Below are 21,473 nucleotides of genomic sequence, written 5' to 3'. Positions count from 1 at the left end.
GGCCGCTGCCTCGTCAACGCGGCCCGCGTCAGGTTTCCGTTCAGGGAGTCTCCGACCCCGGTGGTTTCGCGACCAGCGTCGTGAGCGTCGCAGTGGGCGGGATCGTCGCCATCAGGTTCGCGAGCTGACCGAAGTACTGGAGTCGCGACCACTCGGTTCTGTCACCGATGACGAACAGCCGCCGTTTCGCGCGACTGACCGCCACGTTGAAGAGGTTGGGTGTCTCGACGGCCCAATTGCGGGACCCAGACGTCCGCCCGCCGAGCACGATGATGACGACTGCGGCTTCCTTCCCCTGGGCCGTGTGTACCGTTCCGGCCTGCGTCCGCCGATCGACGCCGTGATGCCCCGCGACCCGCGCGATGGCAGCCGCAACCGTCCGGAACGGTGAGACGATCAGCAGGTCCGACATCGGCCAGCCGTTCACCCCGAGTGCCTGGAGGAGGCCGTCGAGTCGCTCCACCTCTGCTGGCGAGCAGTTCTCGTCCCAGCGGCTCGTGTGGACGTCCAGCCAAGCCGAGTCCATCACCGACGCACCAGACGGCAGCAGGCAGTCTGCGGACGGATCACCGCCGTGCATCATCAAGCCGCCGTAGACGGCATCGTTGATGACCGAGAACATCGGGTCGTTGCAGCGCCGATGCAGTCGCAGCGGTGATCCGACTGTGACCGGCTCTCCATCCGGAGGCCTGATCGTCGAGACGAACGTGGATGCCCGGTCGGCGAGGACTTGCGCCGGGTTGGACCGAGGCGACCAGGCGTCGCTGCAGGCGGTGAGCTCCCGAAGTCGCTCCTGGACTTCGGGCGGCAGCGTGAGCACTGGTTCGAGTTGCAGCGGATCACCGACCATCAGGCAGCGCCGTACCCGCCAGACGCCGGACAGCGCGTGCTGCGGGGCAGCCTGCCCGGCTTCGTCCACGATCAACCAGCCGAGACGTTCGGAACCGAGCGATGCCATCATGCGCGGAAATGATGCGAACGTGGTCGACATCACGGGGACCACCAGGAACAGCGCTTCCCACGCTGCTCGGATCATGGCGGGCGAAGCCTGCGATGGTGTGCGGTTCTGGAGGACATCGACCGCGGAGTACAGGTTGCTGCGAGTCTGGGAAGGGGTCGCGAACATGAACGCGCGATGCAGTTGAACGGCGCGCAGGAACAGCTCGGATCGGGCGGTGTTGTAGGCCCGATCATTCCACGGGGCCCGTGTCTCTCGGGCCTCGTCGGTGGCTTCGAACCAGTCCTCGGACGGGGCGCCGTCCGCCTGTGCGGCGATCGCTACGCTGTCGGCGGCGATCGTGAGCTCCAGGGTCTGGGCCTCACGCTGATGCGAGGACCGAGCCGCCCGGGTCGTCGCGTTCTCCGTCAGGGATCGTTCGAGCGACTGGGCCTGTCGGTCGGCCTCCTGTGCCAGCGCTTCGCAGCGCTCCGTGAGGCGCAACATGCCGTTCCGCCACGGTGTGGTGGCTCGTCCGAGCGTGCACACTGAGGCGAACCATGACGGCTTCGCCACCGCCAGGGCGGAGAGGGCATCGTGAGCGAGTGTCCGTTCCGCGGCCAGCGCCTCGGCGCTCCCGCGCAGCGCATCGATCTCCCGCCGTTGGGCTTCGTCGAGGAGCATGAGATCGGAAGCGCTGCGGCGCGCGGAGTCGAGCTCGGCGGTGAGCGCCGCCCTCCTCCCGAGTGCCTCGTGCGCCCGCTGCCGGTCTGCTCGGAGTCTGTGAACGTTGCGACGGGCTTCCTGGAACAGCCTCCGCGCCTCGTCCCACGGGAGCACCTCGTCCGGTGGCGACCCGAGCATCGCGATCACCCCTCGAACCTCGGCGGGATGGTCCGGCGACGCGCTGCGTCCGTATGCAAGCTTCTGGGCGAAGCGCGAACGGTTGCGCGAGTTACCGAGCTGGCCGGCGATCGCCGCCCAAGCCGTCGGGCTGGATCCGGGTCGTTCGTCCGAGTGCAACAGAAGAGAACCGATGTCGGCCAGTGGGTCGGGTGCGAACGAGCTGAACGCCGAGTCGAGCCACCTGGCGTCGGGGATCTCCAGACTCACGTTCTCGACGGCACCGTTGTTCGACGAGGCGACGATGATCTCGCGGCCCCGAATCGACTCGTGCAGTCGGTGCACCACGCGGAGCTTCTCGTCCCGGGCTCGCCATGAGAACTTCCCGACGAAGGCGTCTGCGGGGCGAGTGAAGGCGCTCAGGGCGGCCGCGCGATCCGTCACGAGTGCTGCGACCACGTCGCGGAGCAGCGTGGTCTTCCCGGTCCCCGGCGGTCCGTTCACCCCGAAGACCCCATCGTTGGCCGAGAGGTCGCGCAGGCTTTGGTTCACCGCCAGTTGTTGGGACAACGACAGTGCATCGTTGGGTGAACTCGGCCACCGGCCCTCCGGCATGATGCTCGGAGCAACGCCGTCGAACACTGCGCGCAGCTCGGCCCGGACATCGACCTGACGCGACGGCGGTCGTTCCCCGAGATACGAGGACCCGGCGGGATGATCGGCAGTGTCGGCGGCGATCATCCGGAGGTCGGTTGAGAAGAAGCTGTTGAGGTAATCCGTCTCGTCCGCCGGCCCAGGGGAGCCGGGAGCGGTCTGCCGCACTCGGACCTCCCGACTGAGGATGCGGAGGCCCGGTTCTCCGCCGGCGAGCGTGAGCCTCGAGAGCGTGTGCTCGGGCATCGACTGAAACAGCAGCGCCTTTATTCGGCTCTTGTCGACCGGTTCGGTCTGGCCATCGCCCGCAGGTTCGCCGCCGATCGCCAGCCCTCCGGCGACGATCAGACGCGAGATCGCCGCTTTCCACGTGGCTTCGAAACCGTCGAACCCTGCCCACACATCGGCGATCTGATTCGTCAGGGCATAGCGGCCGGCAGCCCAAGCGCTTTGCGATGGCACCCAGCTGTCGGGCACGATCGAGCCGTCGTCCTGGATCCGCATGGTGAACATCGCGCTCTGGGCAGGTCTTGGGCGCTCTGGACTGCTATCCGGGGGCGGTGAGAGGACGGCCCAAGCCGAGGAGAGATCGAAGGTACCCGCGTACACCCGGTGCTCCCAGGCGAAGTGCTCGCGTGCGGCAGGCCATGACGGGTCGAGCCAGGGAAGTGGGGTGTCGTCGTTCATGTAGTCCGCCACGAACGGGCGGTCATCCCGACTCCGCGACACCGCTGGCATGGCCTGCGGCGTGAACGCCTCGAGGCTTTGCCAGAAATCGAGTGCGCTCGTCCTGGATGATCGGGTGTCCATGTGCAGCACGATACGTGGCGTGATGCGCAGCGCGGTGGAGGCGCCTCGCATCCGCCACCTGTCGTGTTCTCCGCGGAGCTCGCGCGAGCGGCCAGGGCTGCCGCCTGAGGTCATTCTGCGGTCGTGTGCTCCACCCCGGGCCGGTCCGTCTCCGTGGTGGCGGTTCGCGTCGTCGTGCCTGAAACCGTCGGGATGCTCCGCGTCGTCTCCGCCTTCGCCAGGGCGTCCTGGTCGACCCGCATCAGGAACGTCACCGCGAACCCGACGAGGTAGGTGCAGGCGAGCGCGATGACGGTCGTCGTCGTGCCGAAGGACGTCCAGAGCAGGGTGACGAGCAGCGACCCGACGAACTGCGAGAGTCCAGCCGACAGGTTGAGGAGTGCGACCGCGCCGCCGCGGTGGTTCGGCTCGAGCGCCGGCATGAGCGCCGACAGTGGGACATAGGCCGCGACCGCGAACCCGAACATGACGACGGCGATCCCCGTGAGCCAGGGGTTCGGCCCGACGACGAGCGGGATGAAGTAGAGCAGGAGCGTGGACGCGAACATGCCGATGCTTCCGAACCAGCGGACGGTGCGGATCCAGCCGATGCGGTCGCCGAGGACACCCCAGAGGAGGTTCGTGAACACCGTCACGATGTACACGAGTCCCCACAGCTGCAACCAGGTGCCCTGCTCGAAGCCGATGTCGCGGACGAAGACGATCGGCAGCATGACGATGAACCCGTAGAGCGAGATTTGGTTGATGACGCGCTGGAGCATGCCGTAGGCGAGCTGGACGTTCCGGAACGGGAGCGCGATCGTGGTCGCGAGGGTCTCGCCGAGGCCCCGGAGGGTGCGGGGCTCGGAGGTCTCCGGTCCCTTGCCGCGTACGAGGACGCCCGCGAGCACGCCGCCCACGGCGATGAAGGCGATCGCGCCCCACATCGTCTCGACGGCTCCGAACGCCGGGATGGTGAAGCTCGGCAGATACGACCCGAACACGCCGACGCCGACCGAGTACGAGCACCAGAACCAGCCCATCGCGGACGAGAGCTTGTCCTGCGGGGCGGCGTAGGAGATCCACACGACGAACCCGAAGACGAACAGCGGGTAGGCGACGGCGCGGATGGCGTACATCACCATCATCATCGCGAAGTCGTGCTGCATGATGCCGAAGTACACGAAGCCTGCATGGAAGACGATCCACCCCGCGGCGGCGGCGATCATGATGCGCCGCGGTCCGAAGTACTCGGCCAGCACCCCGGAGGCGAACGCGCCGATCGCGACGATCAGGCCGTAGACGGTGAAGAGCGAGCCCACCTGGTCGGTGCTGAAGCCCTCGCTCGTGACGAGGAAGTCCGAGAGGAACGCCTGCTCGAGTCCGTCGCCGGTCATGAAGAAGGCGATCGCGACGTATCCCCAGAGCAGCGGGCCGGACAGGCCGAGGAAGGCCTTCGGTGGTCGGGTGCCGGGGGATCCGATGCTGGGTGCGGGTGTTCCGATTGGTGAGGACATGCTCTCTCTCCATTGAGGTGGGACGCGTCGACGGCGCGTGGAACCCGGGGGAGTTCTGAGCAGAAAATATATCAGAGTGTGGCCTGACCACATCCGTTCGCCCCTTTCCGGGCGAGCGAGGTCCAGTTCGCCCACAACTGGGCGAACGAATCCCTAGGAGGCGGCGTCGATGAGCGTCTCGGCGGCGCGACGAGCGTGCAGCGCGGCCTCGGGGGAGCCGGTGATGGCGGCGGTCGTCTGGGCGCCCTCGGCGAGGATCGCGAGCTGGGGGGCGAGCGATGCCGGAGCGCCGGCGTCGGCGACGAGGTCGGCGACGTAGTCCTGGAAGGACGCCTTGTGTTCGCGGGTGATGGTGGCGACCGCCGGCGAGACGCCCCCGAGTTCCCCGAAGGCGTTGATGAAGCCGCAGCCGCGGAACGAGTCGTCACTGAACCAGCCGGCCAGGTAGTCGTAGATCGCGAGGAGTCGGTCGCGGGGCGTCTCGGCGTCGTCCACGAGCGCGCTGACGCCGGTGGTCCAGAGCTCGTGTCGACGCTTCATGACCGCGAGGACGATGTCCTCCTTGCTCGGGAACTCCGAGTACAGGCGCTTCAGCGACACGCCGGCCGCCGAGCGCAGTTCGTCCATGCCGACGGACTGGATGCCCTTCGCGTAGTACAGGCGGTCGGCGGCGTCGACGATGATGTCGCGCACGGAGGCCGGTGTCGCGGGTGCGGCCGCCGGGCTCGGCGACGCGATCGTCATCGTCTGTTCGCTGGTCATTCCATCAGTGTACTTGCATTGAGAACGATCGTTCCCTATGCTGATGGACACCGAAGAGAACGATCGTTCTCAATTCGGGGCGTGGAACCGGGCGACGAGTCCGGACGCCGAAGACGAAAGGAATCGAACCATGTCGTTCATCACCGTCGGAACCGAGAACAGCACCTCCGTGGAGCTCTACGTCGAGGATCACGGCAGCGGCCAGCCCGTCGTCCTCATCCACGGCTACCCCCTCGACGGCTCCTCGTGGGAGAAGCAGACCGCGGCGCTCCTCGACGCCGGCTACCGCGTCATCACCTACGACCGCCGTGGTTTCGGCAAGTCCTCCAAGCCCACCGAGGGCTACGACTACGACACCTTCGCCGCCGACCTCAAGGCCGTCGTCGACGGGCTCGACCTCCACGACGCGGTCCTCGTCGGCTTCTCGATGGGCACCGGCGAGGTCGGCCGCTACCTCGGCACCTACGGCTCGGAGCGCATCGCGAAGGCCGTCTTCCTCGGTTCGCTCGAGCCCTACCTGCTGCAGACCGACGACAACCCGACGGGTGTCCCGCAGGACGTGTTCGACGGGCTCCTCGCCGCCGTCACCGACGACCGCTACGCGTTCTTCACGAGCTTCTTCGAGAACTTCTTCAACACGGACGAGAACCTCGGCTCGCGCCTGAGCGAGGAGGCGCTGCGGGCCAACACGCAGCTCGCCTACAACGCGTCGCCGTACGCGTCGGTCGCTGCGCAGCCGACCTGGCTGACCGACTTCCGCGCCGACGTCGCGAAGATCGACGTCCCGTCGCTCATCGTGCACGGCACCGGCGACCGCGTCCTGCCGATCGACTCCACCGGTCGCGTGTTCGCGAAGGCGCTGCCCTCCGCCGAGTACGTCGAGATCGAGGGCGCGCCGCACGGCATGCTCTGGACCCACTACCGGGAGGTCAACGAGCAGCTGCTCGCCTTCCTCGCGAAGTAGTCGGCTCTGTCGGTTCGCAATTCAGGTCCGTTCCGGCGCGTCGGCGAACTCGGCCGGCGCGCCCGGGGTGACACGCCGCGCGCGTCCTGAGTTGTGAACGTCCGGATGTGGATGAAGCCCCGCGACCGGGATGGTCGCGGGGCTTCCTCGTGCTCGGGTGTGCCTAAGCGCCCCAGCTCGCCTGGGTCCCGCCGACGCGCTCCTCGGCGATCTGCTGCTGGTAGCCCGAGGCCAGGTAGGCGCTGAAGGGGTCGGATGGCAGGCCGCGGCTCTCGCGCCAGGCGGCGAGCGGCCCGCGGACGTCGGTGTAGAACGCGTCCATGAGGATGCCGTTCGCGCCGAGGACGTCACCGGCCTCCTGTGCCGCGGTCAGTGCGTCGCGGTCGACGAGCAGTGCGCGCGCGGTCATCTCCTGCACGTTCAGTACCGAGCGGATCTGCCCGGGGATCTTGTCCTCCACGTTGTGGCACTGGTCGAGCATGAACGCGACCGGCGAGTCGTCGTCGAGGCCGCCGCCGCGGACGACCTCGTAGAGGATCCGGAACAGCTGGAACGGGTCGGCTGCACCGACGATGAGGTCGTCGTCGGCGTAGAAGCGCGAGTTGAAGTCGAACGAGCCGAGCTTCCCGAGACGCAGGAGCTGGGCGACGATGAACTCGATGTTCGTGCCAGGCGCGTGGTGGCCGGTGTCGAGGCAGACGAGGGCCTGGTCACCGAGTTGGGCCACCTGGGCGTAGGACGTTCCCCAGTCGGGGACGTCGGTGTGATAGAACGCCGGCTCGAAGAACTTGTACTCGAGCACGAGTCGCTGCTCCTCGCCGAGGCGGGCGTAGATCTGCTGGAGCGAGTCGGCCAAGCGGTCCTGCCGGCCGCGGATGTCCTGCTGGCCCGGGTAGTTGCTGCCGTCGGCGAGCCAGATCTTGAGGTCCTGCGAGCCGGTCGCGTGCATGACGTCGATGCAGGCGAAGTGGTGGTCGATCGCCTTCTGACGGATCACCGGGTTGCTGTGGGTCAGGCTGCCGAACTTGTAGTCCTCGTCCTGGAAAGTGTTCGAGTTGATCGTCCCGAGCGCGACGCCGTGGTCCTCGGCGTAGGTGCGGAGGGCGCTGAAGTCGTCCACGAGGTCCCACGGGATGTGGAGCGCGACCTTCGGCGCGAGGGCGGTGAACTCGTGCACCTTGGCGGCGTCGGCGATCTTCTCCTCGGGCGTCCGCGGGGTGCCGGGCGTCGTGAACACCTTGAAGCGGGTGCCGGAGTTGCCGAACGCCCAGGAGGGGAGTTCGATGGCCTGCTTCTCGAGCAGGGGGGCGATGGTGTCGAAACTGGTCATGGTCACTTCTCTGTGCGTGTTCCGGTGGTCTGGTGCGCGTTCACGGCGCTGGTTGCAGCATACGTGAATCGTTTCAACGACGCTACTCGTGCAGGGCGGCGAGTTGGTCCTCGAGGTGGAACACCTCGGTGAGCTGGAGGAAGCCCTGGTCCGGCGGGAGGTCGAGGTCGACGAAGAACTCGCCCATCTCGGCCTGCCAGCGCGCGTTGACCTCGGTCTCGGCCATGCCGGCCTGGGCGGCTTCGAGGGATGCCGTCTCGAAGTACCCGATGAGGAGGCCGTCGTCGCGGACGAAGAGGGAGTAGTTGTGCCAGCCGGTGTCGGCGAGGGCCTGCAGCATGTCCGGCCAGACGGCGGCATGGCGTTCGCGGTACTCCGCGAGGCGCTCGGGTTTGACCTGGAGCTGGAAGCACACGCGGTGCAGGGGTCGGGCACTCGTCATCGAGGCGCACCTTTCGGTTCGGTTCACGGATACTCTGAATCGATTCAGAGGATCGCAAGCAGCGTATCCGGGCGATCGGCCGCGGGTCAACGGACCAACTGCCCGGATGTCTGAACGTCTGGACAGGGTGCATCGACCGTTCGACGGTCAGGGCGCGCCCGTCGTTCGCGCCGATCACCCCTGGACACCTCGGAGCGAAGTCCCTAGCGTGGATCGCATGGCTGCCGATGACGCGCCAACCGATGCACCCACGATCGACGGTTCCGACGGTTCGGAGGAGACGACCGTCGCCTCGGAGAGCCCGCGCTGGCGTCGCGACGTCGCGGTGTTCCTGTCCGGCCAGACGGTCTCGCTGTTCGGCTCGATGCTCGTGCAGTACGCGATCATGTGGCACCTCACGCTCGAGACGAAGTCCGGTGTCGTGCTCGCGTTCGCAGCCGTCGCGGGGTTCCTGCCGCAGGCGATCGTGTCGATCTTCGGCGGGGTGTGGGCCGACCGCATGAACCGCAAACTGCTCATCATCGCGGCCGACGGCTCGATCGCCATCACGACCCTCGCGCTCGCGATCTTCCTCATCAACGGCGCCGCCGACCTCTGGCTCATCTTCCTCACGCTCGCGATCCGCTCGGTCGGCGCGGGCATCCAGATGCCGGCCGTCTCCGCGCTCATCCCGCAGATCACGCCGACCGACAAGCTCATGCGGGTCAACGGCATCAACGGCTCCATCCAGTCGGCCATGATGCTCGTCGCCCCGGCCGCGGCCGGCGCACTGTACGCGAGTGCGTCGCTCGTCGCGATCTTCTTCGTCGACGTCGTCACGGCCGCCATCGGGATCGGACTGCTGCTGCTCGTGCCGGTGCGGACGCTCGTGCGGTCTGGCGAGCGCCCCGGCTACTTCGCCGACCTCACCGAGGGCGTGCGCTACGTCTGGCACCACGGCTTCGTGCGCTGGCTGCTCATCCTCTTCGCGATCGTGTTCCTGCTGGTCGTCGCGCCGTCCTACCTCACGCCGCTCATGATCGCCCGCACCTTCGGCGACGAGGTCTGGATGCTCACCGTGAACGAGCTCGCCTTCAGCGTCGGCATGGTCGGCGGCGGCGCGATCATCGCGATCTGGGGCGGCACCAGGAACCGCGTGCTCCTCATCGTCGGGTCCTCGGTGGTGTTCGGGGCGCTGTCCATCGGGCTCGGACTCTCGACCAACCTCTGGGTCTTCTTCGGCTTCATGTTCCTGCTCGGGATCGCGGTGCCGTTCTTCTCGACGACGTCGATGACCCTCCTGCAGGAGCGCGTCCAACCGGAGCGGCAGGGTCGCGTGTTCGGGTTCGTCGGCATCGTCATGGCGGTGTCGATGCCGCTCGGCATGATCGTGTTCGGGCCGCTCGCCGACGTCGTCTCCGTCGAGCTGCTCCTCGTCGTCGCCGGCGTGCTCACCTTCGTGGTGCTCGCCGTCGCCGTGCTCGTGCCGTCCGGTCGACGGGCGATGGCCGAGGTGACGAAGCAGCCGTGACCCGCTCCGGTCGTCCGATCAGGGGAGCTGCGCCGAGTAGCCCTCACGGTACGTGGGGTAGCGGTAGGTGAACCCGGTGTCGCGGAGGGCGGCCGCCGTGATGCGCTTGCCGCGGTGCGGTTCTTCCGGGGTGCGACCGGCGTCGTCGAGCGTCGGGGGAGCGACGCCGAGTCGGTCGGCGAGGAAGTCGGCGACCGTCGACAGCAGGACCGGCTCCTCGTCGATGCCCGCCACGACCGGCGGGAGCGATGCCGCCGGCAGGTCGAGCAGGTGCACGATCACGGCAGCGGCGTCGTCACGGTGGATGCGATTGGTCCAGCCGGAGGGCCGGGTGACACGGCCGTCGCGGACCTGGTCGACGAACATCGTGGCCGTCGGACCGTAGAGGCCGCCGAAGCGGATGGCGCTCGCCTCGGGCACCGCGCCGAGGACGGCCTCCTCAGCCGCGAGCAGGGCGCGCGCGGTGCCGGTGGTCGGGACGGCCGGCGTGGTGTCGTCGATCGTCTCCCCGCCGTCCTCGCCCCACACCGCGGTCGACGAGACGAACAGGATGCGGGGTGGGGTGCCGGGGAGTGCGGCTACGGCAGCGAGGAGGTGCCCGACACCGTCGCGGTAGAGGGCGTCATAGGCTTCGACCGAGCGTGCCCGCGGCGCAAGGGCCACCACGATCGCCGTCGTGTCCGCAGGGAGATCGGGGGCGGAGGTCGTGAGGTCGCGGAGCTGGAGGGTGAAGCGCCCCTCGACCGACTCGGGCGCCGGGTTCGGCTCGGGGGCCGGGTTCGTCTCGGGCGCCGTGCGCTTCACGCCGACGACGTCCTCACCACGGGCCAGGAGCCTCCCGGCGACGTCCGAGCCGAGCTGTCCGAGTCCCACGATCACGACGGTCATCGCTCCACCGTACCCGGCGCCAGGGGTGAGAATGGTGGGATGAGTGCTGCGGGGGAGTTCATCGACGCGGCGCTCCAATACGAGGGCGACGGCTACCGCGCAGCGGACGTCGCCGAGCGGCTCGGCGACGGACTCCGGTCCTACGGCTCCTCGGTCGGTGCCGTGCGCGGCACGGTGCGCGACGCCCTCCGGAAGTTCCGCGGACTCGAGCACGACGAGCTGGCAGCCCTCGCCTCGGAGCTGTGGGCCGTGCCGGTCTTCGAGCGTCGGCTCGCCGCGATCGTCCTCCTGCAGTCGAGCGTCCCGGTGCTCAGGCACACCGATCTGACACGGATCGAGGGCTTCGTCCGCGCCGGTCGGGTGCCCGAGCTCGCCGACCCGCTGGCCACCGACGTCATCGGACCGCTCCTGGAACGCCTCGACGGGACGGCCCGGACCAAGGCCGAGACCGTCCTCGACCGCTGGATGCAGGACGAGCCCTGGTTGCGGCGCGCCGCACTGCTCGCTCCGATCCGCGAACTCGGTGCGGGTGGTGGGGACGTCGATCGCGCCACCCGTCGTCTGGCCGTCGCCCTGGACGGGTTGCAGCGCCCGGCGCCGATCGCCGTCGTCGAGCCCGCGGCGGAGCGTCTTCGCGCCGTGCTCTGACCCGTCCTGTCGCGAGTGCCCTTCGACAGGCTCAGGGACCGGGACCGGCTCAGGGGCCGGTGTGTTCCGGGCGCCAGGTTCGTCCGGTCACTGAGCTTGTCGAAGTGCCCCCGAGGGGTTTCTTGTTCTGAGGGCGCCCGCGGCGGGGCTGCCCTTCGACAGGCTCAGGGACCGGATTCGGCTCGGGGACCGGATTCGGCTCGGGGACCGGGACGGGCTCAGGGACCGGGTCGGCTCTGGGGCCGACGGCGCCTCACACCTGGCGGAAGTCGATCCCCAGCAGGCTCGCCGCAGCCCGGTAGTCAGCCGCCCGGTGCCCGAGCGACAGCGACCAGTGGTGCCCGATACCGGTCGCGCTCCACTCGTCCACCCAGACACCCGGGTCACGCCCGAAGTCGACACGGCTCGTCGTGTTGCCGATCGCGAGCAGCGGGCCGGGGACCACCTCGCCCTCCGAGGCGACGAAGGCGAGCGAGCCGTCGCGGTCCTGCCCCAACCCCAGCAGCGTGACCGGCCCGTGCCGCACGTCGAACTCGACGCTCACACCCCAGCCGCGCTTGCCGTGGTAGACCCCGAGGCCGCGCAGCAGCGGGTCGCGAGAGCTGACGGCGAGGTGGGCCGGACCGTCGTGTCCCATCTCGACGACCTCGTCCTCGAAGTCCAGCGCCTGGATCTCGCAGAACGACCCACCGGCGCCGACGACCTGGGTCGCGAGCTGAGCGACCGTCGTGCGCAGCTCGTACTCGCCGGTCGTGGGGATGCCGCGAGCAGTGAGGAGGGACGCGCCGAGGATCATCCCGGCACCGAGCCGCTCGTGCTGTTCGCCGTCGCGACCGCGGTGGTAGTAGGCGAGGCTGTCGAGCGCGAACTCGTCGACGAGCCGGTCGAGCCCGACCGACACCTTTGCACCCCACGCGAAGTCGTCCTCGACCACCGTGTCGTCGAGGGTGAAGATCTCCCGGGCGAGGGCCATGCGGTCGGCGACCTCGGCGTCGGTCACCTCGTCGACGAGGACGCGGAGGTCGTCGAACTCCACGACCTCGACGTGCGAGCCGAAGGTGGTCGGCAGCAGAGTGAGGTCGGTGGAGACGTCGAGCATGCCGGGGTAGACGTGGCCCATGAGGCCGTGGCGGGCGTGACGGAGGGCTGCGCGGACGTGCGCCGCTCGGATCCACTGCGAGATGCGGTCCCACGCCGACTCCTGACGCAGCCACCCCGACACCGAGCGGAACGGGATGCCCGCGCGACGGAAGACGTTGCCGACCTCGGGCACCGGGCACTGCCCGCAGTAGGCGAGCCAGGCGCCGGTGTCGAAGCTCGCGTGGTCCATCCGCTCGGTCGGCTGCAGGTCGATGACGAGGACCGGGGTGTTCGCGCGCTGGGCGATCGGCAGGACCATCGAGGAGGTGAGGTAGGTGGTGAGGAACAGGACGATGAGGTCGCAGTCGCCCTGTCGGAGTTGCTCCGCCGCGGCGTCGCCCTCCTGTGCGTCCGAGATGAAGCCGACGTCGACGACCTCGGCGTCCATCTGCTGGAAGCGTTCCGAGACGTACCGGGCCGACGCCTGGAGCTGGGGGAGCAGCTCCGGGAACTGCGGCCAGTAGGTGCCGAGGCCGCCGGCGACGAGGCCGATGCGGGGCTTCCGCCGTGCCTTCGGGGTGAGGAGCGGGTGGGTGGCTGCTGCGGTGTGGGTCATCGTCGATCCTTGGGTGGGTGCGGGTCCGGGAGTATTTAATCGATTAAATCCTGGTGACGACTGTACCCGGGCGTCACCGCCGCGTCCAGCCTCGCCGCTGCTCAGGCCGGCAGGGGAGCGGACTCGCGGACGACGAGATGCGGCTCGAGCGTCCGGGTGACGTGCTCGTGCGCCGCGCGGTCGGCGCCCAGCTCGGCCAGGAGGATCTCGACGGCCACGCGCCCGAGTTCGTCCTTCGGCTGCTCGACCGTGGTGAGCGGCACCCGCCCGTCGGCCGCGAGCGCGAGATCGCCGTAACCGACCACCGACACCTCGTCGGGCACCGTGAGGCCGCCGTCGTCCAACCCCCGGATGACGCCGAGCGCGAGCTGGTCGTTCGTGCAGAACACGCCGGTCGGACGCGGTGTCCGCGCCGCGATCCGACGACCCGCGATGCGCCCCGCGTCGACGGTCATCTCGTCCACGGTGACCTCGCGGAGGTCGTCGGGGTCGAGACCGGCCGCGATGAACGCGTTCCGGGCACCCTCGCGTCGATCGGCGCACTGCGGGATCGCCAGGTCGCCGTTCACGAGCACGATCGACCCGTCGGATGCCTGGGCAGGCCTGCCGAGCAGGTGGGCGACCGCCAGCTCCCCGCCGTGCACGTCGTCGATCGCGACGGAGCAGCCCGTGCCCTCGGGGGCGGTGCGGTCCATGAGGACGAGGCGGCTGCCGACCCGCCGCAGCTGGGCCAGTCGGGAGGCGTCGGCGGTCAGCGGAGCGACGAGCGCACCCGCCGCCCGGTGCTCGGCGAGCATCTCGAAATGCCGGAGTTCGAGGTCCGGATCGTCATGGCTCACGCAGAGCGCGACCGTGTAGCCGAGTTCGGCCGCGGCCTCGGTGACCCCGCGGGCGATCGCCGAGTAGAACGGGTTCGCGATGTCGGGGATGACGAGGCCGATGAGCCGGTTCGTGCCCTGCCGCAGGGTGGCGGCGGCACGGTTGGGGACGAAGTCGAGTTCCTCGATCGCGGCGAGGACGCGCTCGCGGGTGGCGGGGGCGACGATCTCGGGGCGGTTGAGCGTGTTGGAGACGGTCGCGTTCGAGACGCCGGCGAGTCTGGCGACGGCGGCGAACCCGATGTCGTGCTTCGCCATGCTGCCCTCCGCTTCCTCTCCGAGCGTACCGGCGCGACCTTCGTCCCGTTCTCAGGACTCCTCCGGTGTGGTGGGGCGATCTCCACCCGACACGCCGCGGAAGTCCTGAGAACGGTCCGGAGGCGACCGCTACGGGAGGGTGTGGCCCGCGGCGGTGAAGAGGCGGTACCACTCCTCGCGTGACAGCGTCACGTCGGAACCTGCGGCCGCTTCCTGGACGCGCGACGGCTTGGTGGTGCCGAGCACGACCTGGATGTTCGCGGGGTGCCGGGTGATCCACGCGGTCGCGATGCCGGACGGCGTCACGCCGTGTGCGGCTGCGAGCTCGTCGAGCACGTCGTTCAGTTCCGCGTAGTGCTCGCGGTCGCCGATGAAGACGCCCGTGAAGAAGCCGGCCTGGAACGGCGACCACGCCTGCAGGGTCATGCCGGTCAGGCGGCTGTAGTCGAGCATCCCGTTGTCGCGGTCGATCGACTGGTCGAGGCCGGCCATGTTCGCGGCGACGCCCGACGCGATGATCGGGGCGTGGGTGATGCTCAGCTGCACCTGGTTGACGATGAGCGGCTGCTCGACGGAGCCCTTCAGCAGCTCGACCTGCGCCGGAGTGTGGTTCGAGACGCCGAAGTCCCGGACCTTGCCCGAGGCCTGCAGGGTGTCGAACGCCGACGCGACCTCTTCCGGCTCGACGAGGCTGTCGGGGCGGTGCAGGAGCAGGAGGTCGAGGTAGTCCGTCTTGAGGGCGGCGAGCGACTCGTCGACGGTGCGGAGGATGTGCTCCTCCGAGAAGTCGAAGAAGCCCTTGCGGATGCCGACCTTCGACTGGATGAGCACCTGCTCGCGCTCGGCGGCGGTGAGGGTGACGGCGTCGCCGAAGCGACGCTCGCACCCGTGACGCTCCGAGCCGTAGATGTCGGCGTGGTCGAACACGGTGACGCCGGCGTCTCGTGCGGTGTGGAAGAGGGTGCGGATGGCCTCGTCGTCGAGGGCCTCGATCCGCATGAGGCCGAGGACGATGCTGGACGCGGTCAGGTCGGTCTGGGGCAGGGGGATGGTCTTCATCCGACCATCCTGGCCGAACCCACCGGTGGTCTGCCTAGGATTGACGACATGTTCGTGTTGTCGTTGCTGCTCATCGTCCTCACGATCATCGCGCTCATCGACGTGGTGGGTCAGCCCGAGCCCGTCGTGCGCAACCTGCCCAAGATCGTGTGGGTGCTGCTCATCGTCTTCATCCCGCTCATCGGCGTCGCCCTGTGGTTCCTGCTCGGCAAGGACTGGTCGACGAGCCGGATCAAGCTCCCCGAACGTCGGGGCCGGAAGCAGTCGCGGACGTCCGGCTCGTGGGGCCCGGGTCGCGGTCCCTCGACGACCGCGACGCCCTCGCCGTCGCAGCCCGACCGCGCCGTCAGCAGCACGGAGGAGCAGCTCGCCGCCCTCGAGCGCGAGATCCAGGCCGCCGAGGACGCCGAGCGCATCCGCAAGCTCGAGCTGGAGATGAAGCGCGACGATCCCGACGCCGCCGACAAACTGCCCTGACTCAGGAGTCCGTCGGCGCGTCGACCGGGTGTGGTCGCGGCATGCCGAGGAGTTCCTGAGACAGGGCAGTCGGGTGTGACCGGGTGACTCCTAGAAGTCGTACTTGTCGATGTTCGACGCGTCGAAGGTGGTCGGCGGGCCGACGATGACGGTGCCGTCGGCGCCGACCTCGCGCTCACCGAGGTCGCCGGCCTCGAAGGTGTCGCCCTCCTTGCCGGTGATCGTGCCCTCGGCGAGTGCCTTGCCGGCGAACGCGGCGACGTAGCCGAGCTGAGCCGGGTCCCACAGCGCGAACGCGGTGACGGTGCCGTCCTTCACGAACGGACGCATCTCGTTCGGGAGGCCGAGGCCGGTCAGTGCGACCTTGCCCTTGTACTCCGAGGTGGAGAGGTAGCGGGCGGTCGCGGCGATGCCGACCGTCGTGGGCGAGATGATGCCCTTGAGGTTCGGGTGCGCCTGGAGCAGACCCTGGGCCTCCTGGAACGACTTCGTGTCGTCGTCGTCACCGTAGACCTTGGCGACGAGCTTGATGTCCTTGTAGTCCGGGTTGGAGGCGAGCTCCTCCTCCATGTACTTGATCCACTCGTTCTGGTTCGTCGCGTTGGCCGTGGCCGAGAGGATCGCGATCTCGCCCGAGCCGCCGATCTGCTCCGAGATGAGCTTCGTCTGGATCAGGGCGACGTCCTTGGCGACGACCTGGGAGATGAAGACGTCGCGGCAGTCCTTGCTGGTGTCGGAGTCGAACGCGACGATCTTCGCGCCGCCGTCACGGGCCTCCTTGAGGGCGGGGCAGACGGCGTCGGGGTCGTTCGCCGCGATGACGATGACGTTCGTGCCGGCCTGGGTCTCGGCGTTGATGAACGACACCTGGCTGGACGCGCTCGCCTCGAGCGGGCCGACGACCTCGGTGGCGCTGAAGCCGGCCGCCTTCGCGCCGTCCTTGCCGCCGCCGAGCACGACGTCCGTGTACGGGTTGTTGAGCTGCTTGGGGATGAAGGTGATGCTCTCCGCGGCACCGCCGCCACCACCTGATCCCGCGGAGTCGCCGGTGGCGCACCCCGTCGCGATGAGGGCGAGGGAGGCTGCTGCGGCGATGAGGGCCGCTGCGCGACGGGCCGAACGGCCTGCTGCGCGGTTTCGAATCGACTGCATTGTCTGTTCCTTTCTGGATACGCCTGGTGCTGTGGCGTGGGGTGCCCCGAGGGCTGCGCCGATCGGGAGATCAGTGCTGGGGCAGGCTGCGTCGGATCCGTCGGTGGTGGTTCCACTGCTTGACGGATTCGAAGATACTGGGGCCGACCACCGAGGCGATCAGCAGGGTCCCGGTCACGATGATGAGGACGACGTCGGAGACGCGGCCGAGTCGGAGCGCGTAGTTGATGGTGCCGATGAGCAGCACACCCGCGACGACACCCGGGATGGACCCCTTGCCGCCGAAGATCGAGACGCCGCCGAGGAGCACGGCCGCGATGACGGCGAGTTCGAGCCCGGAGGCGTTGTCGCTGCGGGCGCTCGAGTAGCGGAGCGTCCAGAACACCCCCGCGAGGGCGGAGACACCGCCGGTCGCGACGTAGAGCCAGAACTTCGAGCGGGCGACCTTGATGCCGACGAAGCTCGCGGCCTCCGTGCTGTACCCGAGCGCGTACAGCCCGCGGCCGAAGGGGGTCAGGTGCAGGATGACCCCGAAGGCGAGCACGACGACGAGGACCCCGACCATGACCACGGGGATGCCGGTCGAGCCGATCTTCGACGTGAAGAACGCGGTGAGCTCGGGCGGGAAGTTGGCGACCGCGTTGTCGCCGATGACGACGAGCGCGAGGCCGCGGAACAGCGCGAGCGTGCCGATCGTCACCGCGAGCGACGGGAGTCCGACCACCGCGATGAGGAAGCCGTTGAACGCGCCGGCGACGACTCCGACGAGCAGCCCGATGAGGAGGACGACCCCGATGTCCATCCCGCCGCCGGCCCACAGCACACCGATGACGGCGCTCGTGAGGCCCGCGGTGCTTGCGACGGACAGGTCGATCTCGCCGGTGATGATGACGAGCGTCATCGGCATCGCGATGAGGAGGATCGGGATGACGTCGAGGAGAAGGAAGCCGACGGTGACGGGGGAGGCGAACCGCGGGATGAGCAGGCAGGCGCCGATGACGACGACGAGCAGCGCGTAGATCATGATCGCGTCGCGACCGAGGAGGATGCGCGAGGCACCGGTGCGGCCCTTCGGTTCGGCCACGAGCACGCCGGTGGTGTCGGTGCCGAGCGGGCCGGAGCCCTTGGTGAACGGAGCCTTCGGGGCTGCCGGGGTCTTCAGATCAGACATCGCGTGCCTCGCTCATTCGCAGTTTCTTGGCCGTACGGAGGCTGGCGACGCGGTCGATGATGATCGCGGCCAGGATGAGGATGCCCACGATCGCCTGCTGCCAGAACTTGTCGACGCGCAGGGCGGTGAGGGCGCTCGTGATGGTGGTGAGGAGGATCGCGCCGATCGCGGCCCCGGCGACGGAGCCGCTGCCGCCGAAGATCGCGACACCACCGACCACGGCCGCCGCGACGACGTCCAGCTCCATGCCCGACCCGGTGGTCGCGCCGACCGAGTTGAAGCGCGAGGCGTAGAGCACGCCGGCGAGTCCGGCGAGCAGCCCGTTCGCCAGGAAGGCGAGGAAGACGCGGCGGCCGACCGGGATGCCGAACAGCTTCGCGGCGTCGGGGTCCGACCCGATCGCGTAGAGGTCGCGGCCGGAGCGGGCGCCGGCCATGTAGACGGCGACGACGACCACGACGAGGATCGCGATGAGGGTGATGACCGGGAAGCCGAGGACGGTGTCGACGGACAGGTTCCCGAACGCGTCGGGGCGGTCGTCCGCGAAGTACTGCGTGCCACCGGCCCACGCGTTGTTCAGGCCTCGGTAGATGTAGAGCGTGCCCAGGGTGATGACGAGGGCGGGGACCTTCGCGATCGTGACGAGCGCACCGTTGATCGCGCCGAGCACCGCACCGAGCAGCATCGCGATGGCGAACACCGCGATGATCGGCAGCTGCGGCATCGTCGCGAACATCGTGCCGGTCGCGAAGGCGACGAGCCCCAGGATCGAGCCGACGGACAGGTCGACGTTGCGGGTGATGATGACGAGCGCCTGACCGACGGCGAGGATGATCATGATCGTCGCGTTGAGGAGGAGGTCCTTCACCCCCTGCGCCGACAGGAACAGCGGGTTCGCGAGGTAGGTCACGAGCACGAGGACGACGAGGGCGACGGTGACCGGGAGCTCCCGGAGTCGCACGATCGATGCGATCGGGTTCGTCGTGCGCTCGGTCGCGACGGTGACGGGGCGGCCGCCTCCCGGCTTGGTGGTGGTGTCGGTCATCGTGCGCCTTCCAGGGAACCGGTGGCCGCGTGCATCACGGTCTCCGGGGTCGCTTCTTCGCGGGTGAGCTCGGCGGTGATCCGGCCCTCGTGCATGACGAGGACGCGGTCGGCCATGCCGAGGACCTCGGGCAGTTCGGAGGAGATCATGAGGATCGCGATGCCGCGGCCGGCGAGTTCGGAGATGAGGCGGTGCACCTCGCTCTTCGTGCCGACGTCGATGCCGCGGGTGGGCTCGTCGACGATGAGGAAGGTCGGCTCGGTGGCGAGCCACTTCGCGAGGACGACCTTCTGCTGGTTGCCGCCGGAGAGGGTGGAGACCGCGTACTCCTGCGAGCCGGTCTTCACCTGGAGGCGGGCCGACCACTCCTCGGCCGCCTCGCGTTCGCGGCGGCCGGAGATGATCCCGAACCGCGCGAGCCGGTGGCGGAGGGTGAGGGTCGCGTTGCGGGCGACCGACAGGTCCATCACGAGACCCTGCTTGCGACGGTCCTCCGGGACGAAGCCCATGCCGGCGTCGATCGCGGCCTGCGGGTCGCCGGCCTTCACCGGCTTGCCGTCGAGCGTGACGCGTCCGGTGTCGTAGGGGTCGATGCCGAAGACGGCGCGGGCGACCTCGGTGCGCCCGGCGCCGACGAGTCCCGCGAGGGCGACGATCTCACCCGAGCGCACCGTGAACGAGATGTCGGAGAAGACGCCGGCGCGCGACAGCCCGTCGACGGTGAGGACCGCGTCGCCGATCTCCGCGTCCTGCTTGGGGAAGAGGGCGGCGATGTCGCGACCGACCATCTGCCGGACGATCGCGTCGACGGAGGTCTCGTTCGTGACGTGCGTGGCGATGTAGCGGCCGTCGCGCATGACCGTGATGCGGTCGCACAGCGCGAAGACCTCCTCGAAGCGGTGGGAGATGAACATGATGCCGGCGCCCGCGTCGCGCAGGGAGCGGGCGACCTGGAAGAGGCGGTCGACCTCGACGCCGGAGAGCGCGGCGGTCGGTTCGTCCATGATGAGGACCTTGGCGTCGAGCGAGATGGCCTTCGCGATCTCGATGATCTGCTGGTCGGCGATCGACAGGCCCTCGGCGACGCGGTCGGGGTCGATCTGGACGCCGAGGCGGTCGAACAGGGCGCGGGCGGCCTTCCGCATGGCGCCAGTGCTGATGAGTCCGAGGCCGTTCTTCGGCTGGCGGCCGATGAAGATGTTCTCGGCGACGGTGAGGTCGGGGAACAGGGTCGGCTCCTGGTAGATCACGGAGATGCCCGCGGCCTTGCTGTCGGCGACGCCGCGGAAGGCGACGGGCTTCCCGGCGAGGGTGAAGTCGCCGGCATCTGGGGTGTAGAGCCCGGCGAGGATCTTCACGAGCGTGGACTTCCCGGCACCGTTCTCGCCGACGAGCGCGTGGATCTCGCCGGCCTCGATCTGGATGGTGCCGTCGGCCAGGGCGACGACGGGGCCGAAGGTCTTGGCGGCTCCGATGAGGGAGAGCGCCGGCTGGGCGCTGCGCCCGGCAGGTTCGGTGCGCGCCGGTTGCGCTGGATGGTCGATCGTCATTGAGGGTCCGTTCCTCCACGGTGAGGGGCTCGCTCCCGGCGGGATGTGAATCGATTCAGGGTCGGGAGCACCTGCACTGTATGGCCGTCGGATCGCGGGCGGCAAGGCGAAGCGGTCGTTCCTGACAGGACCTTCAGAAACGGCGCCCCGGTCGGCTCGCCTAGGCTGTGGATGCTCGATGGCGAAGGAGGACGACCGTGCGGATCCTCGTCGTCGATGACGAACGCGAGATGGCTGGCCTCCTGTCCCGCGGTCTCGGGTCGGACGGCCACGACGTGACGACGGCGTTCGACGGCCCGACCGCGCTGGACCTCGCGCGGCAGGCGATCGCGCCGGTGTCCGGTGGCGACGCGGGCTTCCAGGTCGCGGTGGTCGACGTCATGCTCCCCGGGCTCTCCGGATTCGCCGTCTGCCGCGAGCTCAAAGGCCTCGACCCGACGCTCGCGGTGATCCTGCTCACGGCGCGCGACGCCGTGGACGACCGGGTCCGTGGGCTCGACGCCGGAGCCGACGACTACATGATCAAGCCGTTCGCCTTCGCCGAGCTCGCCGCCCGGATCCGCGCGGTCCGGCGTCGGGACGCGCTCACCGTGCAGCCCCGCTTGGACGTCGGTGGCCTGACGCTCGACCTGCACCGGCACCGGGCACGCGTCGGCGACCACGACGTGCCGCTGAGCGGGACCGAGTTCGACGTCCTCCGGGTGCTCGCGACCGATCCGGGCGTCGTCGTCTCCCGGGCGGCCATGCTGCGGGAGGTCTGGGAGACCTTCGACAACATCGACCCGAACGTCGTCGACCAGTACATCAGCCGCCTCCGTCGCAAACTCGACCTGGCGGAGGCGGGCGTCCGCATCGTGACGAGCCGCGGCGTGGGGTTCTCGCTCGTCGCCGCAGGGAGCTGAG

18 protein-coding genes are annotated in these 21,473 nt (G+C 69.1%); 5 read left to right on the top strand and 13 right to left on the bottom strand.

Annotated elements, in window-relative coordinates; translation table 11 throughout:
• Positions 1–40: 40 nt before the first annotated feature.
• The 3 genes from IFR14_RS19545 to IFR14_RS19535 form a co-directional block, all read right to left on the bottom strand.
• Positions 41–3,244, bottom strand: a complete 3,204-nt coding sequence (locus tag IFR14_RS19545) for a DEAD/DEAH box helicase (protein ID WP_191942015.1) — start codon at positions 3,242–3,244, stop codon at positions 41–43.
• Between the two features lie 110 nt (positions 3,245–3,354).
• The gene (locus tag IFR14_RS19540; RefSeq protein ID WP_191942014.1) at positions 3,355–4,740 is read right to left on the bottom strand and encodes an MFS transporter; all 1,386 of its coding nucleotides are present in this window, start codon (positions 4,738–4,740) and stop codon (positions 3,355–3,357) included.
• A 153-nt stretch (positions 4,741–4,893) separates the two neighbouring features.
• Positions 4,894–5,484, bottom strand: a complete 591-nt coding sequence (locus IFR14_RS19535) for a TetR/AcrR family transcriptional regulator (protein ID WP_191942155.1) — start codon at positions 5,482–5,484, stop codon at positions 4,894–4,896.
• Between the two features lie 148 nt (positions 5,485–5,632).
• Here IFR14_RS19535 and IFR14_RS19530 point away from each other — a divergent pair, with 148 nt between their 5' ends.
• The gene (locus IFR14_RS19530) at positions 5,633–6,466 is read left to right on the top strand and encodes an alpha/beta fold hydrolase (RefSeq protein WP_191942013.1); all 834 of its coding nucleotides are present in this window, start codon (positions 5,633–5,635) and stop codon (positions 6,464–6,466) included.
• A gap of 163 nt (positions 6,467–6,629) precedes the next feature.
• Here the strand turns inward: IFR14_RS19530 and rhaI are convergent, their stop codons facing one another.
• Complete coding sequence (gene rhaI / locus IFR14_RS19525; RefSeq protein ID WP_137244191.1) at positions 6,630–7,796, bottom strand: L-rhamnose isomerase; 1,167 nt, start codon at positions 7,794–7,796, stop codon at positions 6,630–6,632.
• Positions 7,797–7,878: 82 nt separating this feature from the next.
• A complete protein-coding gene (locus tag IFR14_RS19520) occupies positions 7,879–8,238 on the bottom strand; it encodes an L-rhamnose mutarotase (protein ID WP_162852304.1) in 360 nt (119 codons plus the stop codon).
• 217 nt (positions 8,239–8,455) lie between these two features.
• On the opposite strand from IFR14_RS19520, the gene IFR14_RS19515 reads away from it, so the two are divergent.
• A complete protein-coding gene (locus IFR14_RS19515) occupies positions 8,456–9,748 on the top strand; it encodes an MFS transporter (RefSeq protein WP_191942012.1) in 1,293 nt (430 codons plus the stop codon).
• An 18-nt stretch (positions 9,749–9,766) separates the two neighbouring features.
• Here the strand turns inward: IFR14_RS19515 and IFR14_RS19510 are convergent, their stop codons facing one another.
• The gene (locus IFR14_RS19510) at positions 9,767–10,636 is read right to left on the bottom strand and encodes an NAD-dependent epimerase/dehydratase family protein (protein WP_191942011.1); all 870 of its coding nucleotides are present in this window, start codon (positions 10,634–10,636) and stop codon (positions 9,767–9,769) included.
• A gap of 39 nt (positions 10,637–10,675) precedes the next feature.
• Here IFR14_RS19510 and IFR14_RS19505 point away from each other — a divergent pair, with 39 nt between their 5' ends.
• The gene (locus IFR14_RS19505) at positions 10,676–11,284 is read left to right on the top strand and encodes a DNA alkylation repair protein (protein ID WP_191942010.1); all 609 of its coding nucleotides are present in this window, start codon (positions 10,676–10,678) and stop codon (positions 11,282–11,284) included.
• 253 nt (positions 11,285–11,537) lie between these two features.
• Here IFR14_RS19505 and IFR14_RS19500 read toward each other — a convergent pair whose 3' ends face one another.
• The 3 genes from IFR14_RS19500 to IFR14_RS19490 form a co-directional block, all read right to left on the bottom strand.
• Positions 11,538–12,980: an L-fucose/L-arabinose isomerase family protein gene (locus IFR14_RS19500; protein ID WP_191942009.1), complete on the bottom strand. Its 1,443-nt coding sequence runs from the start codon at positions 12,978–12,980 to the stop codon at positions 11,538–11,540.
• A 101-nt stretch (positions 12,981–13,081) separates the two neighbouring features.
• Positions 13,082–14,116 carry a LacI family DNA-binding transcriptional regulator gene (locus IFR14_RS19495; RefSeq protein ID WP_191942008.1) on the bottom strand — a complete coding sequence of 345 codons (1,035 nt, stop codon included), beginning with the start codon at positions 14,114–14,116 and terminating at the stop codon, positions 13,082–13,084.
• A 129-nt stretch (positions 14,117–14,245) separates the two neighbouring features.
• Positions 14,246–15,175, bottom strand: a complete 930-nt coding sequence (locus IFR14_RS19490; RefSeq protein ID WP_191942007.1) for an aldo/keto reductase — start codon at positions 15,173–15,175, stop codon at positions 14,246–14,248.
• Positions 15,176–15,223: 48 nt separating this feature from the next.
• Here IFR14_RS19490 and IFR14_RS19485 point away from each other — a divergent pair, with 48 nt between their 5' ends.
• Positions 15,224–15,652, top strand: coding sequence for a PLD nuclease N-terminal domain-containing protein (locus tag IFR14_RS19485; protein WP_191942006.1), 429 nt, complete (start codon positions 15,224–15,226; stop codon positions 15,650–15,652).
• A 90-nt stretch (positions 15,653–15,742) separates the two neighbouring features.
• Here IFR14_RS19485 and rhaS read toward each other — a convergent pair whose 3' ends face one another.
• The 4 genes from rhaS to IFR14_RS19465 form a co-directional block, all read right to left on the bottom strand.
• Positions 15,743–16,804, bottom strand: coding sequence for a rhamnose ABC transporter substrate-binding protein (gene rhaS, locus IFR14_RS19480; RefSeq protein WP_085514253.1), 1,062 nt, complete (start codon positions 16,802–16,804; stop codon positions 15,743–15,745).
• A gap of 70 nt (positions 16,805–16,874) precedes the next feature.
• Positions 16,875–17,975, bottom strand: a complete 1,101-nt coding sequence (locus IFR14_RS19475) for an ABC transporter permease (protein WP_124767613.1) — start codon at positions 17,973–17,975, stop codon at positions 16,875–16,877.
• The gene (locus IFR14_RS19470) at positions 17,968–19,020 is read right to left on the bottom strand and encodes an ABC transporter permease (protein WP_191942005.1); all 1,053 of its coding nucleotides are present in this window, start codon (positions 19,018–19,020) and stop codon (positions 17,968–17,970) included. Before IFR14_RS19470 ends, IFR14_RS19475 begins: the two co-directional genes overlap by 8 nt.
• A complete protein-coding gene (locus IFR14_RS19465; RefSeq protein WP_079706410.1) occupies positions 19,017–20,570 on the bottom strand; it encodes a sugar ABC transporter ATP-binding protein in 1,554 nt (517 codons plus the stop codon). Before IFR14_RS19465 ends, IFR14_RS19470 begins: the two co-directional genes overlap by 4 nt.
• Before the next feature lie 197 nt (positions 20,571–20,767).
• On the opposite strand from IFR14_RS19465, the gene IFR14_RS21505 reads away from it, so the two are divergent.
• On the top strand, positions 20,768–21,472 hold the full coding sequence (locus IFR14_RS21505; protein WP_079706411.1) for a response regulator transcription factor: 705 nt from the start codon (positions 20,768–20,770) through the stop codon (positions 21,470–21,472).
• The last annotated feature ends 1 nt before the right edge of the window (position 21,473 follow it).

Source organism: Plantibacter sp. CFBP 8775 (genome assembly GCF_014839505.1).
In the GTDB taxonomy this organism is placed as follows: Bacteria; Actinomycetota; Actinomycetes; order Actinomycetales; family Microbacteriaceae; genus Plantibacter; species Plantibacter auratus.
Note: the sequence above shows the minus strand (reverse complement) of the source record. Positions and strands in the feature narration are given on the sequence as shown.

Excerpts from the sequence above, each read along its gene's own strand:
- IFR14_RS19540 (WP_191942014.1), bottom strand. The coding sequence starts at position 4,740 with ATGTCCTCACCAATCGGAACACCCGCACCCAGCATCGGATCCCCCGGC.
- rhaI (WP_137244191.1), bottom strand. The coding sequence starts at position 7,796 with ATGACCAGTTTCGACACCATCGCCCCCCTGCTCGAGAAGCAGGCCATC.
- IFR14_RS19510 (WP_191942011.1), bottom strand. The coding sequence starts at position 10,636 with ATGACCGTCGTGATCGTGGGACTCGGACAGCTCGGCTCGGACGTCGCC.
- rhaS (WP_085514253.1), bottom strand. The coding sequence starts at position 16,804 with ATGCAGTCGATTCGAAACCGCGCAGCAGGCCGTTCGGCCCGTCGCGCA.
- IFR14_RS19485 (WP_191942006.1), top strand. The coding sequence starts at position 15,224 with ATGTTCGTGTTGTCGTTGCTGCTCATCGTCCTCACGATCATCGCGCTC.
- IFR14_RS19465 (WP_079706410.1), bottom strand. The coding sequence starts at position 20,570 with ATGACGATCGACCATCCAGCGCAACCGGCGCGCACCGAACCTGCCGGG.
- IFR14_RS19470 (WP_191942005.1), bottom strand. The coding sequence starts at position 19,020 with ATGACCGACACCACCACCAAGCCGGGAGGCGGCCGCCCCGTCACCGTC.
- IFR14_RS19515 (WP_191942012.1), top strand. The coding sequence starts at position 8,456 with ATGGCTGCCGATGACGCGCCAACCGATGCACCCACGATCGACGGTTCC.
- IFR14_RS19500 (WP_191942009.1), bottom strand. The coding sequence starts at position 12,980 with ATGACCCACACCGCAGCAGCCACCCACCCGCTCCTCACCCCGAAGGCA.
- IFR14_RS19535 (WP_191942155.1), bottom strand. The coding sequence starts at position 5,484 with ATGACGATCGCGTCGCCGAGCCCGGCGGCCGCACCCGCGACACCGGCC.
- IFR14_RS19505 (WP_191942010.1), top strand. The coding sequence starts at position 10,676 with ATGAGTGCTGCGGGGGAGTTCATCGACGCGGCGCTCCAATACGAGGGC.
- IFR14_RS19490 (WP_191942007.1), bottom strand. The coding sequence starts at position 15,175 with ATGAAGACCATCCCCCTGCCCCAGACCGACCTGACCGCGTCCAGCATC.
- IFR14_RS19530 (WP_191942013.1), top strand. The coding sequence starts at position 5,633 with ATGTCGTTCATCACCGTCGGAACCGAGAACAGCACCTCCGTGGAGCTC.
- IFR14_RS19545 (WP_191942015.1), bottom strand. The coding sequence starts at position 3,244 with ATGGACACCCGATCATCCAGGACGAGCGCACTCGATTTCTGGCAAAGC.
- IFR14_RS19475 (WP_124767613.1), bottom strand. The coding sequence starts at position 17,975 with ATGTCTGATCTGAAGACCCCGGCAGCCCCGAAGGCTCCGTTCACCAAG.
- IFR14_RS19495 (WP_191942008.1), bottom strand. The coding sequence starts at position 14,116 with ATGGCGAAGCACGACATCGGGTTCGCCGCCGTCGCCAGACTCGCCGGC.
- IFR14_RS19520 (WP_162852304.1), bottom strand. The coding sequence starts at position 8,238 with ATGACGAGTGCCCGACCCCTGCACCGCGTGTGCTTCCAGCTCCAGGTC.